This window comes from Pseudoalteromonas sp. NZS71_1 (assembly GCF_015864305.1).
Lineage (GTDB): Bacteria > Pseudomonadota > Gammaproteobacteria > Enterobacterales > Alteromonadaceae > Pseudoalteromonas > Pseudoalteromonas arctica.
This window is the reverse complement of record NZ_JADYXM010000014.1, coordinates 31,395-58,341: the sequence shown is the minus strand read 5'-3', so window position 1 is coordinate 58,341 and position 26,947 is coordinate 31,395. Positions and strand designations below refer to the sequence as shown.

General features: G+C 39.3%; 18 protein-coding genes. 11 read left to right on the top strand and 7 right to left on the bottom strand.

Annotated features, from left to right (window positions below; all coding sequences use genetic code 11):
* The first annotated feature begins 22 nt into the window (after positions 1-22).
* The 3 genes from gltB (at position 23) to I6F43_RS16675 (ending at position 7,850) form a co-directional block, all read left to right on the top strand.
* Positions 23-4,480, top strand: a complete 4,458-nt coding sequence (gene gltB, locus I6F43_RS16685) for a glutamate synthase large subunit (protein WP_101216462.1) — start codon at positions 23-25, stop codon at positions 4,478-4,480.
* Positions 4,481-4,489: 9 nt separating this feature from the next.
* The gene (locus tag I6F43_RS16680) at positions 4,490-5,905 is read left to right on the top strand and encodes an FAD-dependent oxidoreductase (RefSeq protein WP_197103256.1); all 1,416 of its coding nucleotides are present in this window, start codon (positions 4,490-4,492) and stop codon (positions 5,903-5,905) included.
* A gap of 922 nt (positions 5,906-6,827) precedes the next feature.
* Positions 6,828-7,850 carry a GGDEF domain-containing protein gene (locus I6F43_RS16675; RefSeq protein WP_331459070.1) on the top strand — a complete coding sequence of 341 codons (1,023 nt, stop codon included), beginning with the start codon at positions 6,828-6,830 and terminating at the stop codon, positions 7,848-7,850.
* Between the two features lie 371 nt (positions 7,851-8,221).
* On the opposite strand, the gene recN is transcribed toward I6F43_RS16675, so the two are convergent.
* The 3 genes from recN to nadK all read right to left on the bottom strand — a co-directional run bounded on the left by recN (position 8,222) and on the right by nadK (position 11,490).
* Positions 8,222-9,895: a DNA repair protein RecN gene (gene recN, locus I6F43_RS16670; RefSeq protein ID WP_007584560.1), complete on the bottom strand. Its 1,674-nt coding sequence runs from the start codon at positions 9,893-9,895 to the stop codon at positions 8,222-8,224.
* Between the two features lie 75 nt (positions 9,896-9,970).
* A complete protein-coding gene (locus I6F43_RS16665; RefSeq protein ID WP_165734952.1) occupies positions 9,971-10,528 on the bottom strand; it encodes a hypothetical protein in 558 nt (185 codons plus the stop codon).
* A 77-nt stretch (positions 10,529-10,605) separates the two neighbouring features.
* Positions 10,606-11,490: an NAD(+) kinase gene (nadK, locus tag I6F43_RS16660; RefSeq protein ID WP_004335384.1), complete on the bottom strand. Its 885-nt coding sequence runs from the start codon at positions 11,488-11,490 to the stop codon at positions 10,606-10,608.
* A 154-nt stretch (positions 11,491-11,644) separates the two neighbouring features.
* Here nadK and I6F43_RS16655 point away from each other — a divergent pair, with 154 nt between their 5' ends.
* Both I6F43_RS16655 and grpE read left to right on the top strand, forming a co-directional pair.
* Positions 11,645-12,610 carry an HrcA family transcriptional regulator gene (locus I6F43_RS16655; protein ID WP_024590838.1) on the top strand — a complete coding sequence of 322 codons (966 nt, stop codon included), beginning with the start codon at positions 11,645-11,647 and terminating at the stop codon, positions 12,608-12,610.
* A gap of 58 nt (positions 12,611-12,668) precedes the next feature.
* Positions 12,669-13,280 carry a nucleotide exchange factor GrpE gene (grpE, locus tag I6F43_RS16650; protein WP_007375833.1) on the top strand — a complete coding sequence of 204 codons (612 nt, stop codon included), beginning with the start codon at positions 12,669-12,671 and terminating at the stop codon, positions 13,278-13,280.
* 34 nt (positions 13,281-13,314) lie between these two features.
* On the opposite strand, the gene I6F43_RS16645 is transcribed toward grpE, so the two are convergent.
* Positions 13,315-14,517, bottom strand: a complete 1,203-nt coding sequence (locus tag I6F43_RS16645; RefSeq protein ID WP_010553412.1) for a Bcr/CflA family efflux MFS transporter — start codon at positions 14,515-14,517, stop codon at positions 13,315-13,317.
* 197 nt (positions 14,518-14,714) lie between these two features.
* Between I6F43_RS16645 and I6F43_RS16640 the strand changes: the two genes are divergently transcribed.
* Positions 14,715-15,512 carry a M48 family metallopeptidase gene (locus I6F43_RS16640; protein ID WP_165722514.1) on the top strand — a complete coding sequence of 266 codons (798 nt, stop codon included), beginning with the start codon at positions 14,715-14,717 and terminating at the stop codon, positions 15,510-15,512.
* Between the two features lie 234 nt (positions 15,513-15,746).
* Here I6F43_RS16640 and I6F43_RS16635 read toward each other — a convergent pair whose 3' ends face one another.
* The 3 genes from I6F43_RS16635 to I6F43_RS16625 form a co-directional block, all read right to left on the bottom strand.
* Entirely contained in the window at positions 15,747-16,763 is a 1,017-nt protein-coding gene (locus tag I6F43_RS16635; protein WP_197103254.1) for an alpha/beta fold hydrolase, read from the bottom strand.
* A gap of 161 nt (positions 16,764-16,924) precedes the next feature.
* Positions 16,925-17,713: a hypothetical protein gene (locus tag I6F43_RS16630; RefSeq protein ID WP_010553415.1), complete on the bottom strand. Its 789-nt coding sequence runs from the start codon at positions 17,711-17,713 to the stop codon at positions 16,925-16,927.
* Positions 17,714-17,845: 132 nt separating this feature from the next.
* On the bottom strand, positions 17,846-19,159 hold the full coding sequence (locus tag I6F43_RS16625) for a Na+/H+ antiporter NhaC family protein (protein WP_024599618.1): 1,314 nt from the start codon (positions 19,157-19,159) through the stop codon (positions 17,846-17,848).
* A 372-nt stretch (positions 19,160-19,531) separates the two neighbouring features.
* On the opposite strand from I6F43_RS16625, the gene dapB reads away from it, so the two are divergent.
* The 5 genes from dapB (at position 19,532) to I6F43_RS16600 (ending at position 26,894) form a co-directional block, all read left to right on the top strand.
* On the top strand, positions 19,532-20,335 hold the full coding sequence (gene dapB / locus I6F43_RS16620) for a 4-hydroxy-tetrahydrodipicolinate reductase (RefSeq protein ID WP_197103252.1): 804 nt from the start codon (positions 19,532-19,534) through the stop codon (positions 20,333-20,335).
* A gap of 362 nt (positions 20,336-20,697) precedes the next feature.
* Positions 20,698-21,834, top strand: a complete 1,137-nt coding sequence (gene carA / locus I6F43_RS16615) for a glutamine-hydrolyzing carbamoyl-phosphate synthase small subunit (protein WP_197103250.1) — start codon at positions 20,698-20,700, stop codon at positions 21,832-21,834.
* A 16-nt stretch (positions 21,835-21,850) separates the two neighbouring features.
* Positions 21,851-25,069 carry a carbamoyl-phosphate synthase large subunit gene (gene carB, locus I6F43_RS16610; protein ID WP_121955296.1) on the top strand — a complete coding sequence of 1,073 codons (3,219 nt, stop codon included), beginning with the start codon at positions 21,851-21,853 and terminating at the stop codon, positions 25,067-25,069.
* A gap of 48 nt (positions 25,070-25,117) precedes the next feature.
* Positions 25,118-25,594 carry a transcription elongation factor GreA gene (gene greA / locus I6F43_RS16605; RefSeq protein ID WP_010553419.1) on the top strand — a complete coding sequence of 159 codons (477 nt, stop codon included), beginning with the start codon at positions 25,118-25,120 and terminating at the stop codon, positions 25,592-25,594.
* Positions 25,595-25,835: 241 nt separating this feature from the next.
* Positions 25,836-26,894 (top strand): S66 family peptidase, encoded by a 1,059-nt coding sequence (locus I6F43_RS16600; protein ID WP_197103248.1) that lies wholly within the window; start codon positions 25,836-25,838, stop codon positions 26,892-26,894.
* Positions 26,895-26,947 lie beyond the last annotated feature (53 nt).

Genomic DNA, 26,947 nt, shown 5'->3' with positions numbered 1-26,947 from the left:
AGTGCAGCAAGGGGAGGGGTCTATGTTATACGACTCAAAGTTAGAAAAAGAAAATTGTGGCTTTGGCTTAATAGCCCAAGTTAATGGTCAAGCTAGTCATAGGCTTATTCGTACTGCTATTACGGGGCTTGATCGCATGCAGCACCGTGGTGGTATATCTGCCGATGGCAAAACAGGTGATGGCTGTGGTTTATTATTACAAAAACCAGATAGCTTTTTCCGTGCTATTGCTAGTGAACATAACTGGCACTTAGGCAAAAACTACGCAGTGGGTATGATATTTTTAAATTCAGACCCTGTTTTAGCGCAAGCTGCAAAACAAATACTTAGCGAAGAATTAGAAAAAGAAACGTTAAATATTTTAGGTTGGCGCGTTGTGCCAACTGACCCATCTATGTTGGGTCCTATTGCTGTACAGCAATTACCAGGTTTTGAACAAATTTTTGTTAGCGCGCCAGAAGGTTGGCGTTCTAAAGACTTAGAGCGTCGCTTATATGTAGCACGCCGCCGCGCTGAAAAGCGCATTGTTGATGACGAAGCTTTCTATATCGCAAGTTTATCTGGTTTGGTAACTATCTATAAAGGCTTAATGATGCCTGCAGATTTACCAAATTTTTACCTGGATTTAGCTGATATTCGTATGACGAGTGCGATTTGTGTTTTCCATCAGCGCTTTTCTACTAATACTCAGCCGCGTTGGCCTTTAGCTCAACCTTTCCGCTATTTAGCACACAATGGTGAAATTAATACTATTGAAGGTAACCGCCAGTGGGCACGCGCACGTTCATACAAGTTTGCGTCACCGCTTATTCCTGATTTACAAAGCGCAGCGCCGTTTGTAAACGAAACCGGTTCTGATTCATCAAGCCTAGATAATATGCTTGAGCTATTTTTAGCTGGTGGCATGGATTTATTCCGCGCTATGCGTATGCTCGTGCCACCTGCATGGCAGAAAAACCGTGCAATGGACGACGATTTACGTGCATTTTACGACTTTAACTCTATGCATATGGAACCATGGGATGGCCCCGCCGGTATTGTTATGTCGGATGGTCGTTTTGCGGCATGTAACTTAGACCGTAATGGACTTCGTCCTGCGCGTTATGTAATTACGCAAGATGGTTTTATTACACTCGCATCAGAAGTGGGTATTTGGGATTACACTGCCGATGAAGTAGTCGAAAAAGGCCGTGTAGGACCAGGTGAGCTGTTAGTAATTGATACTAAGCTTGGTAAAATTTGGCACTCAGATGAAATCGATCAAGATTTAAAGTCTCGCCATCCTTACAAGTCATGGCTTGAGGAGAACGTTAAGCGTTTAGTTCCATTTGAAGAGCTTACTGAACAAGACGCCGGTAATCGCTCATTTGATGACGAAACGCTAGCTAAATATCAAAAAATGTTTGGTTATACCAACGAAGAGCTTGATAGCGTTATTCGTGTAATGGGTGAAAACGGCCAAGAAGCAACCGGCTCAATGGGTGATGACACGCCATTTGCAGTGCTTAGTGAAGGGCATCGTTCGCTGTATGATTACTTCCGCCAAAAATTTGCGCAAGTAACAAACCCACCTATTGATCCACTGCGTGAAAATCATGTAATGTCGCTTGCGACATGTATTGGTAGTGAGCAAAACGTATTTAACGAAACAACAGGCCATGCTAAGCGCCTACAGTTTGATACGCCAATTTTAATGTACGCAGACATGCAGCAGCTATTAAATGCTGATGAAGCGCATTACAGCTACTGTAAAATTGATATTACCTACACAGTTGAAGAAGGTTTAGAAAATGCGGTAACGCGTATTTGTGACCAAGCACAAGAAAAAGCAGCCGCTGGTTGTATCATGCTTATTTTAACTGACCGTAACTTTAATGAAGCAAATTTGCCGATTCCAGCAGCTATGGCTGTAGGTGCGGTACAAAAACGATTAGTTGATAACAATCTTCGCTGTGAATCAAACATTATCATTGAAACCGGTAGCGTGCGTGATGCGCATCAGTTTGCTGTGTTATTAGGCTTTGGTGCTACGGCAATTTATCCATACCTTGCGTATGAATCGTTAGTTGCAATGAGCGACAGCAAAATTATTAATAAGTCGTATTGCGAAGTAACTCTTGCTTACCGTAAAGCCATTAACAAGGGCTTATACAAAATCATGTCTAAAATGGGCATAAGTACGGTTGCGTCATATCGCTGCTCAATGTTGTTTGAAGCGGTTGGTTTATCTGACGCTATTGTACAAATGTGCTTTAAAGGTGTGGCGAGTCGCATACAGGGCGCATGCTTTACCGACTTTGATGACGATCAGCAAAGCTTACACAAACTCGCTCTAAGTAAGCGTAAATTATTAAGCCACGGCGGCTTGTTTAAGTACGTACATGGCGGCGAGTATCATGCTTATAATCCTGATGTAATCCAAACCCTGCAAAAAGCAGTTCGTTCTGGTGAATACAGTGATTACAGTGAATATGCAAAACTTGTTAATACGCGTCCTATTGCCACTTTACGTGACATGCTTGCGCTTAAAATTCCAGAGCAAGGCATTAGCATCGATGATGTAGAGCCTGCAGAAAACCTATACAAGCGTTTCGATTCAGCAGCAATGAGTATTGGTGCATTATCGCCAGAAGCGCATGAGGCTCTAGCAATTGCAATGAACCGCTTAGGTGGTTGTTCAAACTCTGGTGAAGGCGGTGAAGATAAGCTGCGTTATGGTACCGAGAAAAACTCGCGTATTAAGCAAGTCGCTTCAGGTCGATTTGGCGTAACGCCGCATTACTTACGCAGTGCTGACGTTATTCAAATTAAAGTAGCGCAAGGTGCAAAACCAGGCGAAGGCGGTCAATTACCGGGTGAAAAAGTAACCCCATATATTGCTAAGCTTCGTTATTCTGTTCCAGGTGTTACGTTAATTTCGCCACCACCACATCACGATATTTACTCAATTGAAGATTTAGCGCAGCTAATTTTCGATTTAAAACAAGTAAACCCTAAAGCACTTATTTCTGTAAAACTGGTTTCAGAACCAGGCGTAGGAACCATTGCGACAGGTGTTGCTAAAGCGTATGCCGATTTAATTACTATTTCTGGCTACGATGGCGGTACAGGCGCAAGCCCACTTACTTCAGTTAAATATGCAGGTAGCCCATGGGAGCTAGGACTTGCTGAAACGCAGCAAGCCCTTGTTGAAAATGGACTGCGTCATCGCATTCGTTTGCAAACTGATGGTGGCTTAAAAACAGGTTTAGATATAATTAAAGCGGCAATTTTAGGTGCAGAAAGCTTTGGCTTTGGTACCGGCCCAATGGTTGCGCTTGGTTGTAAATACTTACGAATTTGCCATTTAAACAACTGTGCGACCGGTGTTGCAACACAAGACGAAACACTTCGTCAAAAGCATTACCACGGCTTACCAGAAATGGCGATGAACTACTTTAAGTTTATAGCGCAAGAAGCACGTGAAATCATGGCAAGCTTAGGTGTTGTAAACTTAACTGATTTAATCGGTCGTTTAGATTTGCTTGAAGCCATTGAAGGCAAAACAGCTAAACAGAAGAAAATTGATTTATCTTCAGTAATTGCTCAGCCTAATAACCCAACAGGTGAAACACTTTATTGTAGTGCGCCTAATAGCTCACATTATTTAGGAAAGCTTAATGAGAGCCTACTTGCTAAGGCGCAAGAAGCAATTGATGCTTCAAGCGGTATCTCACTAGTAAGTCGTATTTGTAATACGGACAGATCGGTAGGTGCAATGCTTTCTGGCTATATTGCTGATAAATATGGCAACCAAGGTATGGCGGCAGATCCTGTAGCAATTGAGCTACACGGTACTGCGGGTCAATCATTTGGTGTGTGGAATGCCGGTGGCCTTGAAATGACACTGGTTGGCGATGCAAACGATTACGTAGGTAAAGGCATGGCGGGTGGCAAGTTAGTTATTCGTCCACCACTTGGCTCGTCGTTCGAAAGTCACAAAGCCACAATTGCAGGCAACACATGTTTATACGGTGCAACAGGCGGCAAACTGTTTGCTGCAGGTTGTGCAGGCGAGCGCTTTGCAGTTCGTAACTCAGGTGTGCAAGCGGTTGTTGAAGGTGTAGGTGACAACTGTTGTGAATACATGACCGGTGGCGTTGTATGTGTACTGGGCAATGTAGGCGTTAACTTTGGCGCGGGTATGACAGGTGGTTTTGCTTATATTTTAGATGAGCGAAATGATTTTGAAAAACGCATTAATCCAGAGCTTGTCGAAATAGTAACACTAGACGAATTAACGTCGCATCAAGAACATTTACGCGGCTTAATTGCTGAGCATTTAGAGCTTACGGGTTCGTGCAGAGCAGAAAGTATTTTGGCTAACTTTGAATTGTACTTACCTATGTTCAAATTAGTAAAACCAATATCAAGTGACGTAAAAAGTTTACTCGGGCATCGCGCTCGCAGTAGTGCCGAACTACGTGTTCAGGCGCAATAAGGGGGCAGTATGAGCGAAAATGTATATCAATTTATAGACGTGCAGCGTGTAGACCCACGCAAAAAACCAATCTCGTCACGTAAAAAATCTTTCGTAGAAATTTACGAACCCTTTTCAGAGAATCAGGTTAACTCACAAGCTGACCGTTGTTTAGATTGTGGTAACCCGTACTGTGAGTGGAAATGTCCAGTACATAACTACATTCCACAATGGTTAAAGTTAATACGCACGGGCCGTATTATAGAGGCGGCTGAGCTTTCTCATCGTACAAATAGCTTACCAGAGGTTTGTGGGCGTGTTTGCCCACAAGACCGCTTGTGTGAAGGCTCGTGTACGCTCGATGAAGAGTTTGGTGCTGTTACAATTGGTAATATTGAAAAATACATTACTGATGAGGCATTTAAAATGGGCTGGAAGCCTGATATGTCTTATGTAACATGGACTGACAAAAAAGTAGCCATTATTGGTGCAGGCCCTGCAGGTTTAGGGTGTGCTGATATTTTGGTGCGCAACGGTGTTAAACCAGTGGTGTTTGATCGTCACCCAGAAATAGGTGGACTACTCACATTTGGTATTCCTTCTTTTAAACTTGAAAAATCAGTAATGCAAAAGCGCCGTGAAATTTTCACTGAAATGGGCGTAGAATTTAAGTTAAATGTTGAAGTAGGTGTTGATATTACACTTGATCAAATTTTAGCTGATTACGACGCTGTGTTTTTAGGGGTTGGTACGTATCAGAGTATGCGTGCAGGTCTTGAAAATGAAGATGCAGCGGGTGTTCACGATGCATTGCCGTTTTTGATTGGTAACACGAACCGTGTAATGGGCTACGACGAGACAAAACAACCGTGTATTGATATGGCTAATCAAAAAGTAGTTGTACTTGGCGGTGGTGATACAGCGATGGACTGTGTGCGTACGTCTATTCGACAAAATGCTGCAAAAGTAACGTGTGCTTATCGTCGTGATAAAGAAAATATGCCAGGCTCTAAACGTGAAGTTAAAAACGCGAAAGAAGAAGGCGTTATATTTACGTATAACGTTCAGCCTAAAGGCATTGTACTGAGCGATAAAGGTAAAGTGACCGGCGTTAAAATGGTTAAAACTAAATTAGGTGAACCTGACGCAAAAGGCAGAAGCCGTGCTGAAGAAGTACCTGGTTCAGAACATGTTATTGAAGCTGATCAAGTTATTATGGCGTTTGGTTTCCAGCCTCACAAAATGGATTGGTTAGAAAAATACGATGTAGAAATAAACAACTGGGGCGGTATTAACGCACCAGAACAAGGTGAGTTTACACATCAAACTACTAACCCTAAAATATTTGCTGGTGGCGACATTGTACGTGGTTCAGATTTAGTGGTAACTGCTATTTTTGAAGGACGTAACGCTGCAGAAGGTATTATGGATTACTTAAAAGTTTAATTTTTCGTTTTAAAATAACGATATTTAAAGCAAGCCAAGTGGCTTGCTTTTTTATTTGTTTTATCCAAATGTAATGTCAACGTAATTAGTGACAAATGTGGCTATATTTATACCACCTTTTGTATGGCTTTCTTGAACAACACCTTTTATTAGTAACTTCATGTAGAAACCTTATATAGTAACTTTCAGAGAAACTGCTTTGTTATTATGGGTTGTTCTTTCTAAGCCAAATGCGATTTCTTTGGGTATCTACTAAGCGGCTTTCAGGGCTCGTTTCATATATATAAACGTTATCGAAACTCCTTTCTTCTATGTCGTTTATATACTCTAATACCAATTCGCTTAATTAAGTAATCTATTTTGAGATAACAAAATTATGTCGATAATGAGGCTAAAGTTTCGTTACTTAGGTGTTCTCGGTAATTACCTCTACATTGCTTTGTATTCATGCAGTCGTATTTCGAAAGTTTTAACGCAGTTAGCGCCAAGTTCAATCCTTAAAATTGATTGAGTATTATCGCGGATTGGTATAATGCGTGTACTTTTTTGTAGCGGCATTTTTATTGATTAATGTGTTGTTTACTCGGTCCAGGCACAATTCATAGAATAGTTACTACTATCTTTAACTGTGCAGGTTTATATTATTTTTTGACTACCAGTCAGTTCGATTATTGCAGGAATAAAAGGGCGTACTTATATAATTTAGCAAATGGTATTAGTGCCAAGCAATTTAATATCGTAAAAATGTACTTACCTGAGATAAATGCAAGAGGCTAAAAATATGTGCACAATTGTCAGTGCTAATTACTAACCTTAATAGTTGATTTAAATATAAAGTAGGTTCATTATTGCACGCTGTTTACGGTTTGCTTACTTTATATCTATAAGTTTGCTTTTATACATTAATAAATAAATAGAAATTATGTACGAATATTCAAACAATTTAGAAAGGAAGCTCATTGTTCGGTTCTTTTCCTCAATAGGCTTTATAGCAACGTTTTCGATGGCTAGCTTAGCATTTATTAACAGTAGCTATTTATTAGCATTTACTTTGGTTGTTTCTTCGTTTGTTTACTTATCGGCGTTTAATATAGGTAGAGGTGTAGAGAAGTCTGCAACTGTAATTTTATATAACCTGTATGCACTGATGTTTTATCTTGTACTTACAGGAGGAGCACAAGGTACAGGGCCTATATGGATATTTATAGTGTCTCCTGTTACTTATTCAATTCGAGGGCTTAAACGAGGGACGTTTGATATTGTTTTATTTTTATCGGCGATTGTTCTCGGTTTCTATTGCGCTGATACATTTAATATATATGACTACAATCCTGAGCAGTTTCCAGTCAGAATCATACTCGCTTTTATAATTGTTGCATCGCTGAGTGGTTATTACGAATTTTCAAGAGAAAAATACAGCAGTAAATTAATTGCTTTAAGCCAAAAAAATGAATTTTTAGCAACTATAGATCCACTCACTAATCTGCCAAACCGTCGTTTCACTATGAATAAGCTTATAGCTTTTAAAAATGAACTTAAAAATAATAATATTCCGTTTGTAATATTATTAGCTGATGTAGATAATTTTAAAAAAATTAATGATCAATTCGGCCATGATTTTGGCGATGAAGCTCTTATCCATTTAGCCAAAACATTTGAAAATAATATTCCGCAAAATGCGATTGCTTCACGTTGGGGCGGTGAGGAGTTTTTAATTGTGATTCCAAATGTAACCGTTGATGAGGGCGAGCTCGTTGCAGAAAAAATCCATAATGCCCTTAAAGCTTCAGCTGTAAGCTTATTTTCAGATAGTGTAAATATAACGCTAAGTATTGGCATCACAGCTGCAAACGCTGAGCGCTCAATTGACCTAGATATTAAGCATGCTGATGAACTACTTTATAAAGCAAAAGAGCAAGGTAAAAACAGAACGTGCTCTTTTTAAATGTTTATTTACTTTAATCCATTGAAAACGAATCAAGGGATGGCCTTATTTTAGCCTTTCTGCGTTTTAAGCTCATGTAGCATATTACAATACACGCAATCTGCATTGTAATTAAAACCCAATAACTAACACCTAAATCACTTAGTCCATTTATTTTTTCGCTAGTAAAGTAATAGGCCACAACGATTAGTTGAAAAACTAAAAAGCTATTTAAAAACTTAAATAAACGTTGTTTAAAACAAGTATGTTTATATTTACTAAATATAATTAAACAGGTGCTTAGTACTAATAACAACCAACTTAAAATTATACAAAAATCAACTAAAGTACTGTGCATTATTTAATCCTTGAAGACGTTATTTACTAACACATTAGGCGTGAGCCATTATTAGTTCTTTAGCATTTGCTTTAGCTGTTTTGCTTATGTTATCGCCGCCAAGTAAACGGGCTATTTCATTAATACGGCCATCTTTATTTAAAGGCAGCATATGAGTAAACGTTTCGCCTTGTGCTATTTCTTTAGCTACAAAAAATTGCTGATGTGCACTACTGGCAACTTGCGGTAAATGAGTAACACAAATTACTTGAGTTGATTTACCTAATTGGCGTAATAACTTACCTACAGCAGATGCCGTTGGGCCAGAAATACCTACATCAACTTCATCAAAAATAAGCGTTGGGGTTGTTACTTTTTGGGCAATAATTACCTGTATAGCAAGACTTATACGAGAAAGCTCACCACCTGATGCTACTTTAGCTAATGGCTGAAGTGGTTGTCCCGGATTAGTTGATACTAAAAACGAGACATTATCAAAGCCTAGGCTGTTTGGTGTACGATTACTCTCTTGAGTTAAGGCTATTTCAAAAACACCGTTTTCCATTGATAAATTAGCCATGCTTTCACTTATTAGTGTGTTAAGTGTATTAGCATACTCGCAGCGGCTTTTACTTAATTCATCAGCAGTTTGCTTGTAACTAAGTAACGCGCTTTCTATTTCTGACTCAAGCTGCTCCAGACGATTACTATTATTACTTATTGACTCAAGTTCTTGAGCAATCGATTGATGAAACTCAACTAACTGCTGTGGTTTTATATGATGCTTACGCGCTAAATCCATCGCTCCACTTAGCCTATTTTCTACTTCAACTAAGCGTGCCGGGTCTAAATCTGCTTGCTCAGTGTAATTGCGCACTTCGCGGCTTGCTTCTTCAACTTGTACAGCGGCTTCGCTAAGCATAGCAGCTACGCTTGCTAAACTTTCGTCATATTGAGCCAGTTCGGTAAATTGTTGAGCGCTGTGCTGTAGTAATGAGCAAGCGTTTTGCTCATCACTTTCATATAAGTGTTGTAACTCACGTTGGCACGATTCTAATATTGTTTGGCTATTGCTTAGTTTGTAATGCTCAGCCTCAATTAAATCAAACTCATTTTCTTGTAATGCAAATTCATCAAGCTCAGCAACTTGATACTCTAACAATTGTTTTTGCGCTGCTTGTTGCTGCTGTTGTTGTTCTAAGTGTTTAAACTCTTTTTGTAAGTTAGCAAACTGTTTATAGTTTTTATTTACTGAGTTTACTAAGTGGTGATGCCCTGCATAGGCATCTAAAAGCTGTAACTGATGCTCAGCTTTTAATAAATATTGGTGGGCATGTTGTCCATGAATAGATATTAAATATTGACCAAGTTCTTTTAATTGTGATGCGGTAACTGCACTACCATTAATATAGCTTTTACTACGGCCATTTTTACAAACAACACGACGTAATAAGCACTCGTTGTCAGAAGTGCTTAGCATATGTTGCTCTAAAAATGCTTGAGCAAGCGGTAGATCTGTTAAGTCAAATTGTGCACATACTTCTGCTTTATCAGAGCTTGGGCGAACTGCTGATGCTTCAGCGCGCTCACCTAAGCATAGCGATAGGGCATCAATAGCAATAGATTTACCAGCACCTGTCTCACCTGTGATCGCAGTCATACCGCTGCGCCATTCGGTGCTTAAATTACTTACGATTGCAAAATTTTTAACTTCTAAACCAATTAACATACTGTTTATCCATCCAGTCAATTAACTGTTAATTTATACAGTGTTTTGGTTTTTTGCAAATTAATTTTTTATTATTTAAGCAACACTTACATCTTGAGTAAACTGTGTATCGGAAGTTTGGGAAGATGCATCAATTTGATCATCAACAATATCAGTAGGTTGTATACTCTCTTCGGTTTTAAGCAGAGCAATGAGGGGAGGTAATGTATTAATATAAAAACTCTTATTGTATAAAATTCCTTGCTGGGGCAACTCAGATACAAAGTACTGTACATTATCGATCAATGGTTGAATTATATTTGTTTGATTGGTTTTAATTAACTCGTTGGACAACGTATTAATTAGTAGGTCGGCGGTATCTTCAAGCTGTTGCAAGTTCTCGTCTGTATGTGATTGAACAACAAAAAAATTATTTACAATAGCTTGAATGCGAGGAACGTATTTTGGGCGAATTATTTTAGCATCAAGTAGATCATTAAGCTTTGCTTTAAGGCGCGTATTTACATGCGAAACACGTTCATTAAATAGCTTTTTTCTAGCTTCTATCGCTTTTTTACGGTTACTCTCAATTTTGAGGTAACTGTATAAAAGTGTAATTAATAGCAGTAAAGCAAAGAATACTACATAAGTCATTGCTACTCGTTCCTAAATTAGTTGATTATTATTTTAAGTCGCCATTTTGCTTTATAGTACTAAATTTGGCAATAAAATTAGTACAAACGACTACCCCAATTCAGTTTTGTACGTAAAACGTTGTAGTAAGAGTAATTTTTTGGATGAATTAAGCGCAATTGTTTATCGGCTTTTTTAATTACTACTTCATCGCCGGGTAATACGGCTAGCACTACGTGGCTATCGCAGCTTACCTGTAGGCTATCTGTATTTTCTAGGCTTAGCTTTAAACGAACTTCATTATCGGCATCTACCACTAAAGGTCTGCTAGATAAGGTATGAGGAAACATAGGTACTAACGATATAGCATTTAGTTCTGGCGTTAATATTGGACCGCCACCTGAAAGTGAATACGCCGTAGAGCCTGTGGGGGTTGATACTATTAAACCATCGGAGCGCTGAGAAAACACAAAGTCATTATTTATAAAAGCTTCAAATTCAATCATGTGCGCTACTTTATCGGCATGAAGTACCGCTTCGTTAACGGCTGAGTTTGCACTTTTTAATTCGTTGTGGCGATATACTTCTACTTCTAATAAAAAACGTTTTTCTTCAAGATACTCACCACTGAGTACTTGCTCTAAGCTCGCTTCAAATCCTTCAGGGTTTAAATCAGTTAAAAAGCCAAGGTTGCCTCTATTTACACCAATTACAGCAATGTTAAAGCGCGCAAGTACGCGTGCTGCACCAAGCATGTTACCGTCACCGCCTACAACAATGGCTAAATCGGCTTGTTCACCTAAGTCGACTAACTTAACAAGTTTGTCATGCGGAATATCGTCTAACTGACTCCCTGTGCGTTTTTCTACTATTACCTCAAAGCCAAGCGCAAGTAAAAAGGTATGTAAACGCTGAAGGGTAGCAGCGGCTCCCGGGTGATTAGGTTTGCCAATTAGGCCTATGGTGTTAAAAGGAGAGTCCATAATGTACGCACAAAGAGATTTAATAATAGTAGAGTAACTCAAAACAGAAGTGTTTGAAAATACAGATTATAGCAATACTATAAACCTTCAATTTTATTCGCAGTGAGTTAGCTGCACGACTTGAAAAAGAACTAAACGCCCCGATATCTCTTTCATGCAACAAGATGTAGATACCATGAAACTAAACCCACGAGATCAGCAAATTTTTTCAGCTGTTATGAACATGTACTGTAATGGTGAAGGCTTGCCTGTTCCATCAACAAAAATTGCCAAGCTTAAAGGCATGGCAGTGTGTTCGGCTACGGTTCGTAATGCTATGGCTCGCTTAGAAAAAGTGGGCTTATTGTATTCACCTCATACATCCGCAGGGCGAGTGCCGACAAATGAAGGGTTTGATTATTGGTTTGACGAATTTTTTGTGCTTGCTGATATTGCTAATTATTGGCAACCACAGCAGTCACAACTCGTTGAGCTAGCGCATGGCTTGAGCCAAAAATATCAAGTATGTTGTTGTGTTGGTTTACCTCAAGCCAGTTCACAGCAAGTGTTTAGAGTAGAAGTGCTTGATTTTGATTCTACCGACTGGCTTATTTTATTAATAGATAGGGCAGGGCAGAGTCACAATATTTGTATTGATAAACCTCATGATTCGTCAGACTCTGTTCGTTATCAATTTGCCACTTGGTTGAACACTGTATTTAGCCAACAAACCTTAATGGAAGGTTTGTACCGTATGCAAGCTATGGCAAATACAGCGCCTCGAAATTGTCATGATTCGCTTAATCAATGGACGCGACAACTAAGCCAAAAATTAGGCTCAGATAATAGTATTGTTGTTGGTGAAAATTACCTCTACAAACAAATAGACTGCGAACAAAGTTTAAATATTGGTGTTTCATTTTTAAATTATGTAGAAGATAAGCTTGCTTTTAAAAATGGTGTATCGGTACTTAATAGCGAAAAATTACCTTTTACTGAGTGCGATGAATTAATTGTAATAAGCGTGCCGTACTTTAAAAATCAAGAATATCAAAGCCGTTTTTGTATAATTTGTCCTAAATCAGCGCAGATTGAAGAAATAATTCAAGAATTTAAATTAATTGAGGCATCTAACTCTTGAATCTTTTTATTCAATCCCCATAATTACCGCAGTTGTAAAGAATTGGAGCACGTATTTTATGTCTGAGCAGACACAAAACCCTGAGCAAGAAGTAGAATTAAACGAAGAAATTTCTAAAATGCAGGCTGATGTAGAAGCAGCAGTAGAAGCCGCTGATCAGCATGCAGAACAAGAACAAAGCCCTGAAGCAGAAATTGCGATGTTATATGCAGAGCTTGAAGCTGCAAAGCAAACAATTGCTGATCAAAAAGACGGTGTTGTTCGTGCCGCAGCAGATGTAGATAATATTCGTCGTCGTGCAGCACAAGATGTAGAAAAAGCGCATAAATTTGCACTAGAAAAATTTGCTAACGAATTACTACCTGTAATTGATAACCTTGAACGTGCTATTGAATTTTCTGATAAAGAAAATGAGACACTAAAGCCGTTGCTTGAAGGTATCGATATGACGGTTAAGAGCTTTAATGACGCTGTTTCTAAATTTGGTGTTGAAATTGTAAACCCACAAGGTGAGCAGTTTAATCCAGATTTTCATCAAGCAATGTCAATTCAACCAAGTAACGATGTAACACCTAATACAGTACTTGCTGTTATGCAAAAAGGTTACACATTGAATGGTCGTTTATTACGCCCTGCAATGGTTATGGTTTCTAAAGCTGCTGACGCTTAATTAATTTAAGATTATTAGCTTTGATAAAAATGCCTCATATTGAGGCATTTTTTTTGTCTTTTTTATAGTGAATTAGCTGTACGAGCATAGTGAGTAATACAGCACTAAACATTAAACTTGAAAATGGCACTGCGCTTTTTGCGTGCATAATGGCGAGTAGCGGGCCAACTAATGCACCACTACCAAAACGAAGTGTGCCAATTACGGCCGTTGCTGTACCTGTGTTTCTTTCAAACTTCATTAATATTAGCGAATCAGCATTACTTGCAGTGACACCTAAACTCATCATTAATGGCGCAATAGCAGCCACAATATAATAAAGTGATAAGTGCAATAAGCTAAATGTTAACAGCGCAAGCCCCGATACAAACCCACATACAAGCCCAATATAGAGCATTTTTCGAGAGCCCAGCCTTGGTACAATTCGTGTATTTAAAAAGTTACCAAACATCAGCGCCATTACATTAAACGCAAATAACACACCAAATAATTGTTCTGATACTTCATATAAATCCAAATATATAAAAGGTACTGAGGTTAAAAAGCAAAAAAATCCAAACGATACAAACATAGAACTGAGTATATCCGCACGTGCGTCTTTATTACTCAGTACAGTTTTATAGCTGTCAAAAAACAGAGCGAGGCCTTTTTTCTCATTTTTATGAATAGGTATATCTATTAAATACACTTGTACAAACGCTAATATTAAAAAGCTATATCCAGCAAGAACCAAAAATATGGTTGACCAAACAGAAAATCCTAAAATAAACGAACCAACAGAGGGGGCTACTAACGGTGCTACCATCATGATCATCGACACATACGACATTCCCTTAGCTGTATTTTGCTGATAAATATGGCGAATAATACCCGGTACGACTACGGTAGCTGCCGCTCCCGTAAATGCTTGCACTGCTCTAAGAGTCCAAAACGCATGGATTTCGGTTGTAAATGCGAGTGCAAGTGAGCTTGCGCCAAATAGGGTTAAGCCAATACGTGCGAGCTTACGGCGGCCAATTTGATCGGCAATAGGGCCAAAAAATAACATCCCCAATGAATAACCCGCTAAGTAAATACTCAACGATATTTGTACATTTGGCATATTAGTTTGTAAATCGCTTGCAATTACCAGCATGGCGGGCAAATACATATCAATAGCCAAAGGAGTAATCGCCACGATACTGGCTAATAAAGGCAATAAAATACGGGTATTAAAAGACGAGGCTGAGGCGTCCATGTGTAAACTCAACAATCACTAAAAACAAGGGCTATAGTGTAACAGGGCATTGTATTTGGATAAACTTAGTTTGCCTGCTAAGTTTATCGTCTTATCGCATCCTTTTAATATAAAGGTATATAAAGCAAATATTTTAAATTGGTACTGTGTTTGCTATTCTACAAGCAATAAAAAATTCATTACTTAAGAGAATTATCATGAAAAAACTAGTACTTGCAGTATTAGCGACAGCCGTTTTAGTCGGTTGTAAAACGTCACCAACAGGACGCACTCAAATAGCGCTTTACTCAGATCAACAAATGAGTGAAATGGGCACTGCTAGTTTTGCAGATATGAAAAAAAGCCAACCAATTAATAAAGATGCAAAAACAAATGCATATGTAAATTGCATTGCTGAAAAAGTAGTGGCTGTATTACCAAAAGAATACGCGTCGCAAAATTGGGAAGTAGTTGTATTTGAAGATGAATCTGCTAATGCTTTTGCACTACCTGGTGGTTACATTGGGGTTCATACGGGCTTATTAAAAATAGCCACCAATCAAGACCAACTAGCAACAGTGCTAGGGCACGAAGTAGGGCACGTAATTGCTGAGCATTCTAATGAACGTGTTTCACAAAGCTCTATTTTAGATACCGGTATGCAACTTGGTAGTGCAGCACTTGAAATGGGTAACATTCAATACCGTAATGAAATTATGCAGGGTCTAGGCTTAGGCGCACAGTATGGTGTTGTTTTGCCATTTAGCCGTTCGCACGAGTCAGAAGCTGATGAAATTGGTTTAGATTTAATGGCTGAAGCAGGCTTTAATCCACAAGAATCAGTAACCCTTTGGCAAAATATGAGTGTAGCAGGTAGTGGTACAACACCTGAGTTTTTATCAACTCACCCAGCGCCAAGCAGTCGTATTAAAGACTTACAAGCACAAATGAGTAAAGCACTTAGTGAGCAAAGTACAGCTAAAGCACAGGGTAAAAACCCACAATGTAAGTTGTAATACCAACCTGCATAAATCTTTGATCAATTTAACGAATTAAATTGCACTATAACGTCGTTAAAAATTTTTTATTGAGAACAACTAGATACAAAAATTTTTGCCTAGTTCTAGCGTGATTTTCTTAACGTTAAATAGACCCCATATATAAGCAGATTGGTATAATTTAGTTTAATTACTAAATAAAAACCCCTGTGAGTAATTACTTACAGGGGTTTTTGTATTCAGTACTCACCTTTATTTAGTTGTAAGCGCTTTTTGTAATACATTTTTAAAGCGTTCAAAATCTTCAATGTGCGGCAGGTGCCCTAAGTTATCTAGTTCGAATAATTGTGCGTCAGGAATAAGTGTTGCAGCGTGTTTGCCTAATTTATCGTATCGACCAAGCTCGTAATCAACATCCTCTTTTTTCCAGTTACAGCCTGGACCGGTTCTATCGCGTGTACCAATAATTAATTTAACTGGCACAGTTAAATCTTTAAATTCGGTTATTACAGGTTGAGTGAAAATCATATCGTATGTTTTTGCATTCACCCATGCCATTTGTTCTTTATCTGGGCCTTGTATTTGCCCTGTTATAAAGTCAGTTAAGGCTGAATATGTTGTATTCCACTTACCATCGTAGTAATTTTTTTGCTGATAACGTTTAACGCCTTCCGGTGTTTTTGAAAGCTCGTTTTTATAGAAAAAATTAGTATCTTTGTAATCAACATACTGCAAGTAGTTTTCAAGCCCAATAGGGTTTAATAAAATTAGCTTTTTAGTGGCGTTTGGGTACATTAATGCAAAACGACTCGCTAGCATCCCGCCCATAGAGTGCCCAAGTACAATCGACTCTTTAATATTAAGTGAATCTATTAACGCGTGAGTGTGATGAGCAAGCGTCGCAAACGAATACTGGTAATTAGTTGGCTTAGACGACTTGCCAAAACCAATTTGATCAGGGATTAATACCCCATAACCTAAAGATTGCAGGTATTGCGCAGTGGTAGTCCAGTAGTCGGCGTTAAAATTTTTGCCATGCATAAGTGTAACTGTAGGCATATCGGCTTTAGTTGGCTTTAAGTAAATATAAGCCATTTTTAATGATTGTTTTTGCGACTCAAGTGCAAAATAATTTACCTTAAAATCGTATTCGTAATTGCTTAATAGTGCATCATAAGAAAGGGCGGATGTATCTTGAGAAGGGCCAGCTAAGGCATTGTTTGTTAGTACTAATAAAGTAGAGAAACAAATAACTTTAATCGACGACATTCAGTTACTCCTATTAAAGGCGAGCGCTTGGCTTAAAAAGAAGTACAACAATAACTAAGTATTTAAACCTGTTCAATTAAATGTTTTACGTGGACGAAAAAAAGCGAAGCTAAAATAGTGCTTCGCTTATTATTACTGAGTAAAGAGCTGATTGTTGAAGCTTAAAATGTCCACTCAATATGGATTTGTGGTACCGATTCAGTGACTTCAGTACCTAATTTGTTGTGCCAGTATTGTAATTCCATTCCCAGCAGTAGTGTGTTTTCTTTCATTTGAAGGGCGTGACCCATATCCCACACTAAAATAGGCTGTGCTAGTATCCAAGCTTGTACATCGTTACCAAATTCATCTTCACGCTCTGCGATGTATTCAGCGTGGCCTTTAAAGCTAAACTTTTGTGAGCCAATAGTGAAAGGATATTCAAAAGCTACATCAAGCATCCAACTATTAGTTTCAATAGGTGCGCCGCCTTTTGCTACACCTTCACTATCGTCAATGTAGGCTGTGAACAGCGTTTGAAAAAAGTTAAACCCAGGTACATCCCAGCTTAATTTAACACCTGGTAGATACTTCATTACTTTTGCATCACCAGCAACGTTAATACCGCCCGTTAGGCCAACATCTAATAATGCGCCAGAGCCAATTTGCTTACCAGTGATGGCAGATAAGCTAACCGTTGAGTACCACTCACCATAAAAATCAGCATCTTGGTAACCGTCATCTATATCGTCTTTACTGTAATCAATAAAAAAGAAATTATCGCCGTAGTCATAGCCCGATGCATGTTGAAGCGAGTAAACAGTGGTGTCTGACTCTTGCTTAGAAAATGGATTTTTTTGGCTGCCATTATTTATATGTACTGCTGTACTGCTCCAATTAGCAGCGAAAGCCGACGATGATAAAGCTAGAGAAGTAAGGGTAATAAAAGGGAGTAATTTTTTAAATTTCATAACTGTTTATAACTATAATTTTAGTGACACGCGGAAGCGGCAATTATAGCAGAAGAGATTGATTTGTTGATCGCTAATTTAACACATGTTGCAGCCTACTTAATAAGCTGCAACATGTAATGACTCAATTTATTACGCTTTATTACGGCGCAAACAAATAATAGTAATCGCCGTAAATGCTAAAATAAAACAGTAATAAGAAGACGTTGATACTTCCCACGGGCTAATTTTAAAGGTTGCACCTAACAGTAGCGCTTGTGCGCCATAAGGCAATGAACCCTGTGTTACACAAGCAAAAATATCTAGCAAACTAGCAGAGCGTTTACCGCTTATTTCACCATCATCTGCCAGCTTTTTAGCAATAGGGCCAGCAACAATAATAGATACGGTGTTATTAGCAATACACATATTACTTGTCATAACCAATGCTGCAATACCTAATTGATCAGCCACTTTACGATGCCATTTTGCAATGATTTTTGTAATTGCCTGAATCTTATGAGCAATATAATCAAGGCCACCATTAATGCGAATAAATTCAGATAATCCACCAATAAACATAGAGAGTAAAAATATCTCCTGCATGTCGGTAAAGCCTTTGTAAATGTCTTTTACAAAGCTTGCGCCTTCATAACTTCCTGTAAAGCCCATTAATGCAGCAAAAATAATACCGCTAAACAGCACTACAAATACGTTCAAGCCAGCAACGGCTAACACTAAAATAAAGGCATAAGGAAGTACTAACCAAATATCGTAATCTTTGGTTTCAACAACTTGCGCCGCAGGTGTTAAATAAAACAATAAGCCAATAGTTAGTATTGCAGCAGGGACTGCAATTTTAAGATTCTCTTTAAACTTGTCTTTCATTTCACAGCCCTGCGTTCGCGTAGCTGCAATAGTGGTGTCGGAAATAATCGATAGGTTATCGCCAAACATAGCACCAGATACAATCGTACCTGCCATTAATGCTGGATCTATACCTGTTTTAATTGATACCGCATAAGCAATAGGACCAATCGCACCAATCGTTCCCATCGACGTACCCATTGCAGTAGATACAACCGCTGCAATTAAAAATAAGCCAGGGAGCAATAACGCAGGTGGAATAAGAGATAAGCCTGCATTTACTACCGCGTCTACACCACCGGTTGCACTGGCAACGGCAGAAAAAGCACCTGCAAGTAAGTAGATTAAACACATGGTAATAATATTGTTGTGTCCGGCACCTTTAATAAAGGTCTCTACACACTCGTTTACTGTGCCTTTATTTAAAATAAACGCAAGCATAATGGCGGGTAATATAGCCACTGGAGCAGGAAGTTGATAAAAAGCGTAGTCAACCCCTTGCGATTGTAAATATAAACCAGAGCCCAAAAATAGTGCTACAAAGGTTAAAAGGGGTAGTAAAGAAAGTATTGCTTTATTTTTGTTAAATGATGGCTGCATCATAATCCTCGAAACCAGTTAATTTACAACAGCCAAAAATTCCTCTTTTAGCTGAATTTAGCAAATCTACCTACTATGTTAATCATTAACAAAATTAGGAGAGTGCAGCGCCCGCAAGCCAAAGACCAAATCGACGCGAAAGAGAAGTTTAAATGTATAGATGGCTAAAGTAAACTGGTATTGTTATTATTATTAAATTAAAAGGTCACCTGACTATTGCATGACTTTTAGATAATATCTACAAAGTAACGCTATTTTCAGCGATTAATATTTGTCCAACTGCATAAAAATGCCCAAGCGCGTATTTGTAATGCACCGGATATATACTCAGATTAGTAAAAAACGGATCCAAATTTAAATTAGGTAAAAACAATGACTACAAATCGAATAGGCGTTTTTGGTGCTAATGGCAGAATGGGCTTAGCTCTATTAGAAGCCGCGACAATTAAAGAACAAACACAACTTACAGGTGCATACGTTCGTAGCAGTTCAGCGTTATTAGGTATTAATGTAAATCAAGTAAATAGCGCAGCCGATAACAGTGTTAGCTTTAGCGAAGAAATCACAATAGATAATGTAGATGTTTTAATCGACTTTACGCTTCCCGCTGGTATGAAAAACCATTTAAAAACCGCTGTAGCACAAAAAATTCCTATGGTTATTGGTACAACGGGCTTAACAAGCGACGATATGGCACTTTTACACGATGCCGCTAAACATATTCCTATTGTATTTGCGCGAAACTACAGTGTAGGAGTCAATGTATTACTGAACCTTGTGCAAACCGCAGCGACCAAATTTGGTGACGATTTAGATATTGAAATATTTGAAGCGCATCATCGTCATAAAATCGATGCGCCATCGGGCACAGCATTAGCCATTGGCGAATCAATTGCACAGGCTAAAGGCTGGGACCACGACGAGGTTGCCGTATATGACCGCAGCCAAGTGGAGACCGCTAAATCGCAAAATGAAATTGGTTATTCGGTACTAAGAGGGGGCGATATAGTAGGTGAACACACCGCATACTTCGCCACAATGGGCGAAAGACTCGAATTAACCCATAAAGCAAGTTCAAGAATGACATTCGCTCTAGGTGCTGTAAGGGCTGCAAGCTGGTTGAAAAATAAACCTGTAGGACTTTATGATATGCAAGATGTACTAGATCTGAAGTAGTTTAGTTACTTTTTTAACTGTTTGGGTCTAATTTTGCCTACAGTGACTTGTTTGTAACAATTTACTAAATAATATTAGACCTAAAAGCTAACTTAATGTAATATGCAGCCAATTTGCCAAAAATTACTAAATGCGTGTTTCCAATTATACCCAAGTGGCTAGTAAATCCGGGGTTTCAGTGGGAATAAAAATAGTTTTAGGCAAGAAAAAATGATTGAAGGTTGAATGCTTTACATCTGCATCATTTAAGACTGCGTAAAACAATTTAAGCTCACAGAAATCTGGTTTTGACGATCCCTCTGGGTATTGGCGGGGTGTTAAGCAATTGCTTACTCCCGTTTTTTACTGTTAGGAGGTTTAACTTGACTAAATCCGCTCTGTTAGTCCTAGAAGACGGCACAGTGTTTCGCGGTACTGCAATCGGCGCTGACGGCATGTCAGTCGGTGAAGTAGTATTCAATACGTCTATGACTGGTTATCAAGAAATTTTGACTGATCCATCATACGCGGAACAAATCGTAACTTTGACGTACCCACATATCGGTAATACGGGTACCAACAGCGAAGACGAAGAAGCGAATCAAATTTGGGCTAAAGGCCTAGTGATCCGTGATTTGCCACTGCTAGCAAGTAATTTTCGTAACGAGCAATCGTTAGATGATTACTTAAAAGAACGTAATATTTTAGGTATTGCGGACATCGACACCAGAAAGTTAACTCGAATTTTGCGTGATAAAGGCGCACAAAACGGGTGTATTATTGCTGGCGACGAGCTAGACGAAAATAAAGCGCTACAAGCCGCGCAAGCCTTCCCAGGCTTAAAAGGTATGGATTTAGCAAAAGTTGTCTCAACCAAGGAAAATTTTGAGTGGCGCGAATCAAGCTGGACATTAGGCGAAGGATTTAAAACCCTTGATGCTGCTGATGAAAAGTTTCATGTTGTTGCCTACGACTTCGGTGTAAAGCGTAATATTTTACGTATGCTTGTAGACCGTGGTTGTAAACTTACAGTAGTACCAGCGCAAACCTCTGCCGCTGACGTACTGGCTTTAAACCCTGGTGGTATCTTCCTATCTAATGGCCCTGGCGATCCTGAGCCATGTACTTACGCTATTGATGCAATTAAAACCTTTTTAGAAACCGACACACCAATTTTTGGTATCTGTTTAGGTCATCAGTTATTAGCCCTTGCCTCAGGTGCTAAAACAGAAAAAATGAAATTTGGCCACCACGGCGCTAACCACCCAGTTAAAGACCTAGACCGCGATGTAGTTATGATCACAGCTCAAAACCATGGTTTTGCAGCTCAAGAGTCAAGCCTGCCAAGTACGCTTCGTGCCACGCACAAATCGTTATTTGATGGAACGCTTCAAGGTATTCATCGTACAGATAAACCTGCGTTTAGCTTCCAGGGTCACCCTGAAGCAAGCCCTGGTCCGCACGATGCAGCCCCATTATTTGACCACTTCATCGATTTGATGCAAGCGCGTAAACACTAATTTAACTGGAGTAATAATGCCAAAACGTACCGACATAAAAAGCATTCTTATCTTAGGCGCAGGCCCAATTGTAATTGGTCAAGCTTGTGAATTTGACTACTCTGGTGCTCAAGCGTGTAAAGCACTTAGAGAAGAAGGCTACAGAGTTATATTAGTTAACTCAAACCCTGCAACTATCATGACCGACCCTGATATGGCCGATGCAACATACATCGAACCAATTCACTGGGAAGTGGTAGAAAAAATTATTGAAAAAGAAAAGCCAGATGCAGTACTGCCTACAATGGGTGGTCAAACGGCATTAAACTGTGCGCTTGAACTAGACAAGCACGGTGTATTGGCTAAACATGGCGTTGAACTAATTGGTGCAACAGCTGATGCAATCGACAAAGCAGAAAACCGTGAACGCTTTGACGTAGCAATGAAAAATATTGGTCTTGAATGTCCTCGTGCTGAGATTGCTCACTCTATGGATGAAGCCAAAGACATCATAACGCGGATTGGTTTACCATGTATTATCAGGCCTTCTTTTACTATGGGCGGCACCGGCGGCGGTGTAGCGTATAACTTAGAAGAGTTTGAAGAAATTTGTGAACGTGGCTTAGATTTATCGCCAACGAACGAATTACTAATTGATGAATCACTGATTGGTTGGAAAGAGTACGAAACAGAAGTTGTACGTGATAAAAACGACAACTGTATTATTGTTTGTACCATTGAAAACTTTGACCCTATGGGTGTTCACACTGGCGATTCAATCACCGTTGCACCAGCGCAAACGCTAACCGACAAAGAATACCAAATTATGCGTAACGCCTCTATGGCAGTATTACGTGAAATTGGTGTAGAAACTGGCGGTTCTAACGTGCAGTTTGGTATTAATCCTGAAGATGGCCGTATGGTTATCATTGAGATGAACCCACGTGTATCACGTTCATCTGCATTAGCATCAAAAGCAACGGGTTTCCCAATTGCTAAAATTGCAGCAAAACTAGCAGTAGGTTACACGCTTGATGAACTTCAAAACGACATTACTGGTGGCAAAACTCCCGCGTCTTTTGAACCTTCAATCGATTACGTTGTTACAAAAATTCCTCGCTTTAACTTTGAAAAATTTGCCGGTGCAAACGACCGTTTAACTACGCAAATGAAATCAGTTGGCGAAGTAATGGCAATTGGTCGTAACCAACAAGAATCATTACACAAAGCATTACGTGGTCTTGAAGTGGGTGCAACGGGATTTAACCCGATAGTTGCGCTTGATGATCCTAAAGCAAAAGAAAAAATAATTCGTGAACTACGCGAGCCAGGCGCTGAGCGTATTTGGTACATTGCCGATGCAATGCGCCATGGCATGAGTGTTGATGATGTTTACGAACTGACTAAAGTTAACCGCTGGTTCTTAGTACAAATAGAAGACATTTTAAAAGACGAAGCAAAAATAGCGAAAGTAGGCATGGCGGGTTTAAATGCTGACTTCCTACGTAAACTAAAACGCAAAGGCTTTGCAGATCCGCGTATAGCAGAAATTGCAGGTGTATCTGAAGCTGAAATTCGTAAAAAACGTCATTTATTAAACATCGTGCCAGTATACAAACGTGTTGATACGTGTGCAGCAGAATTTAGCTCAGACACTGCTTACATGTACTCAACTTACGATGAAGAGTGTGAAGCTAACCCAACAGATCGTGATAAAATCATGGTTATTGGTGGTGGTCCAAACCGTATCGGTCAAGGTATTGAGTTTGATTACTGTTGTGTACATGCCTCGCTTGCGCTTCGCGAAGACGGTTACGAAACTATTATGGTTAACTGTAACCCTGAAACGGTATCTACCGATTACGATACATCTGACAGGTTATACTTTGAACCAATTACGCTTGAAGACGTACTCGAAATCGTACGTGTTGAAAAGCCAAAAGGCGTTATCGTACAGTACGGTGGTCAAACACCACTTAAGCTAGCGCGTGAGCTTGAAGCCAATGGCGTACCAGTGATTGGTACTTCACCTGATGCGATTGACCGTGCAGAAGACCGCGAACGTTTCCAACAACTTGTTGAGCGTTTAAACTTACTTCAGCCAGAAAATGCAACAGTAACTTCAACCGAAGAAGCCTTACTTAAGTCAGTTGAAATTGGCTTCCCATTAGTTGTACGCCCGTCGTACGTACTAGGTGGTCGTGCAATGGAAATTGTATACGACGAAGATGATTTACGTCGCTACATGACCGAAGCTGTACAAGCATCAAACGAAGCACCTGTATTACTGGACCGTTTTTTAGATAACGCGATTGAAGTTGACGTTGACGCAATTTGCGACGGCGAGCAAGTAATTATCGGCGGTATCATGGAGCACATTGAGCAAGCGGGTGTTCACTCGGGTGACTCAGCCTGTTCATTACCAGCACATTCTTTATCACAAGAAGTGCAAGATGTAATGCGCAAGCAAGTAACCGACATGGCGCTTGAACTTGGTGTTGTTGGCTTGATGAATACACAGTTTGCAGTAAAAGAAGACAAAGTGTACTTAATCGAAGTTAACCCACGTGCTGCACGTACTGTACCGTTTGTATCTAAAGCAACCGGTGTGGCGCTTGCAAAAGTAGCTGCACGTTGTATGGCTGGTCAGTCTTTAGCAAGCCAAGGTATTACTAAAGAAGTGATCCCTCCTTACTACAGCGTTAAAGAAGTTGTTTTACCATTTGCTAAGTTTCAGGGTGTGGATCCAATCCGTGGTCCTGAGATGCGTTCAACAGGTGAAGTGATGGGTGTTGGTGATACTTTCGCCGAAGCATTCGCAAAAGCACAATTAGGTGCAAGCAACACTTTACCACGCGGTGGTCGCGCGCTATTATCTGTTCGTAATAGCGATAAGCCACGTATTGTTGAATTAGCCAAAATCATGACCGACTTAGGTTTTGAACTTGACGCAACTGGTGGCACGGCACAAGCTCTTGAAGAAGCTGGCATTGAAGTACGACGTGTAAACAAAGTATATGAAGGCCGCCCGCATATTCTTGATTATATCAAGAATAAAGAGTACAGCTATATCGTTAATACCACCGAAGGTCGCCAAGCGATCGAAGATTCGAAGGTGTTACGTCGTGGTGCATTGCAAAATAAAACCAACTATACGACAACCTTGAACGCGGCATTCGCTAACTGTACTGCTAATAAAGCAGATGACCGCAGCAAAGTGACGTCAGTTCAAGAGCTACATCTGCGATTGAACTAAGGAAATGTGCCAAGGCCAACTAGGGCCTTGGTGTTAAGTGAGAAAAGTATGCAATCAATTCCGATGACAGTTCGTGGCGCAGATTTACTGCGTAAAGAGCTTAACGAATTAAAAACAGTTACCCGTCCTAAAATCGTAAGTGATATTGCGGTTGCACGTGAACATGGTGACTTAAAAGAAAACGCTGAATACCACGCTGCGCGTGAGCAACAGGGTTTTTGTGAAGGGCGTATTCAAGAAATTGAAGCTAAACTTTCAAATGTTCAAATTATCGACGTAACTAAAATGCCAAATACCGGTAGAGTTATTTTTGGCACTACGGTAACTATTGTAAATATAGAAACCGATGCTGAAGTAAAATACCGTATTGTGGGCGATGACGAAGCAAATATTAAAAACAACTTAATATCTGTTAACTCACCGATTGCACGTGGCTTAATTGGTAAACAAATGGACGACGCAGTGTCTATTCAAACGCCAAAAGGTATTGTTGAGTTCGAAATCATTGAAGTTGAGTATCTTTAACGCATAACTCACTTTAACGTTTTTAAATAAAAACCGATGTAATTACATCGGTTTTTTTATGTCTGTAATTTAACCTTTAATGGTAGGCGCGTTTGTACAGTATTCATATTCTATAAATATGGTCTATGTTGGTATAGTAGGTACTTATATCAATTTATTAAAAACATGAGCATTTAGCGCATCAAATAACTCGCTGATTTAATGTAATTGGTATTAACGTATTCTCTAAAAAGGAAAATATATGCCTAATATACTTTACCCAGCGCCTTTAAAAGTAGGATCAAAAATAGCAATTTGTTCACTTTCATCAGGCCTTAAAGAAAAGTACCATGCACGGTTAGACATTGTTATTAATGGATTAAAACATCGAGGGTATGATGTTGTTGAAGGAGAGTTTTTACGTCAAAGCAAACCGCATGGACAGCTTAACGCTAAAGCGCACGCTCAGCAGTTAATGGGTTTTTTATTAGATGATGAGATAGATGCAATTATGCCTCCATTTGGTGGCGAGCTTGCAATGGAAATACTGCCCCTACTTGATTTTAATGCAATTAAAGAAGCAAAGCCTAAATGGTTAGTTGGGTTCTCTGATGTAAGCACCATTGCATGCGCACTCACGGCAAAATGCCAATGGGCAACACTACACAGCGCTAATCTTATGCAGTTACATCCTGACGAAAAAAGTCCTTATTGCCTGCAAATATTTGAAACACTAAGTTATGAAGCAGGTAGCAAATTTGAGCAAGCCCCGTCATCGCATTATCAAAAAAATAGACCTGATTACGTACAAAACCCAAATGCATTGTTTGAACACACAGAAGTTACTCAGTGGCAGTGTTTAAATTACTTTGATGCACGCACTATTGAAATGTCGGGTCGCTTATTTGGTGGCTGTTTAGACACAGTTGGCTTATTACTCGACTCTCCATTTTTGGCACTACATGAATTTAAAAAACACAGTGCACCCGAAGGGCTTATTTTATACCTAGAAAACTCAGAGCTGACGCCAACAACCGTTGCACGGTTTTTACTTTCATTAAAATTAGCAGGTATATTTGACGATATAAACGGTATTATTATTGGTCGCAGCGTGATCACTCAAGGTCAAGATGCTTCTTTTGATTACCGCCACGCGCTTGATGTTGCACTAGGTGGGTGTTTATTTCCTGTGATTATTGATGCCGATATTGGTCATGCTCCACCTAACTTAAATTTAGTAAACGGCGCTACTTGTACAATCACCGCTGATATAAATGAAGGTAAAGTAGTCAAAGCCTCATTAAATACCGAGCTTTGTTAGAAGTTTATTCACTTACCTTTGATAAGTAATTAAGTTAAAGGGTATAATAAGCC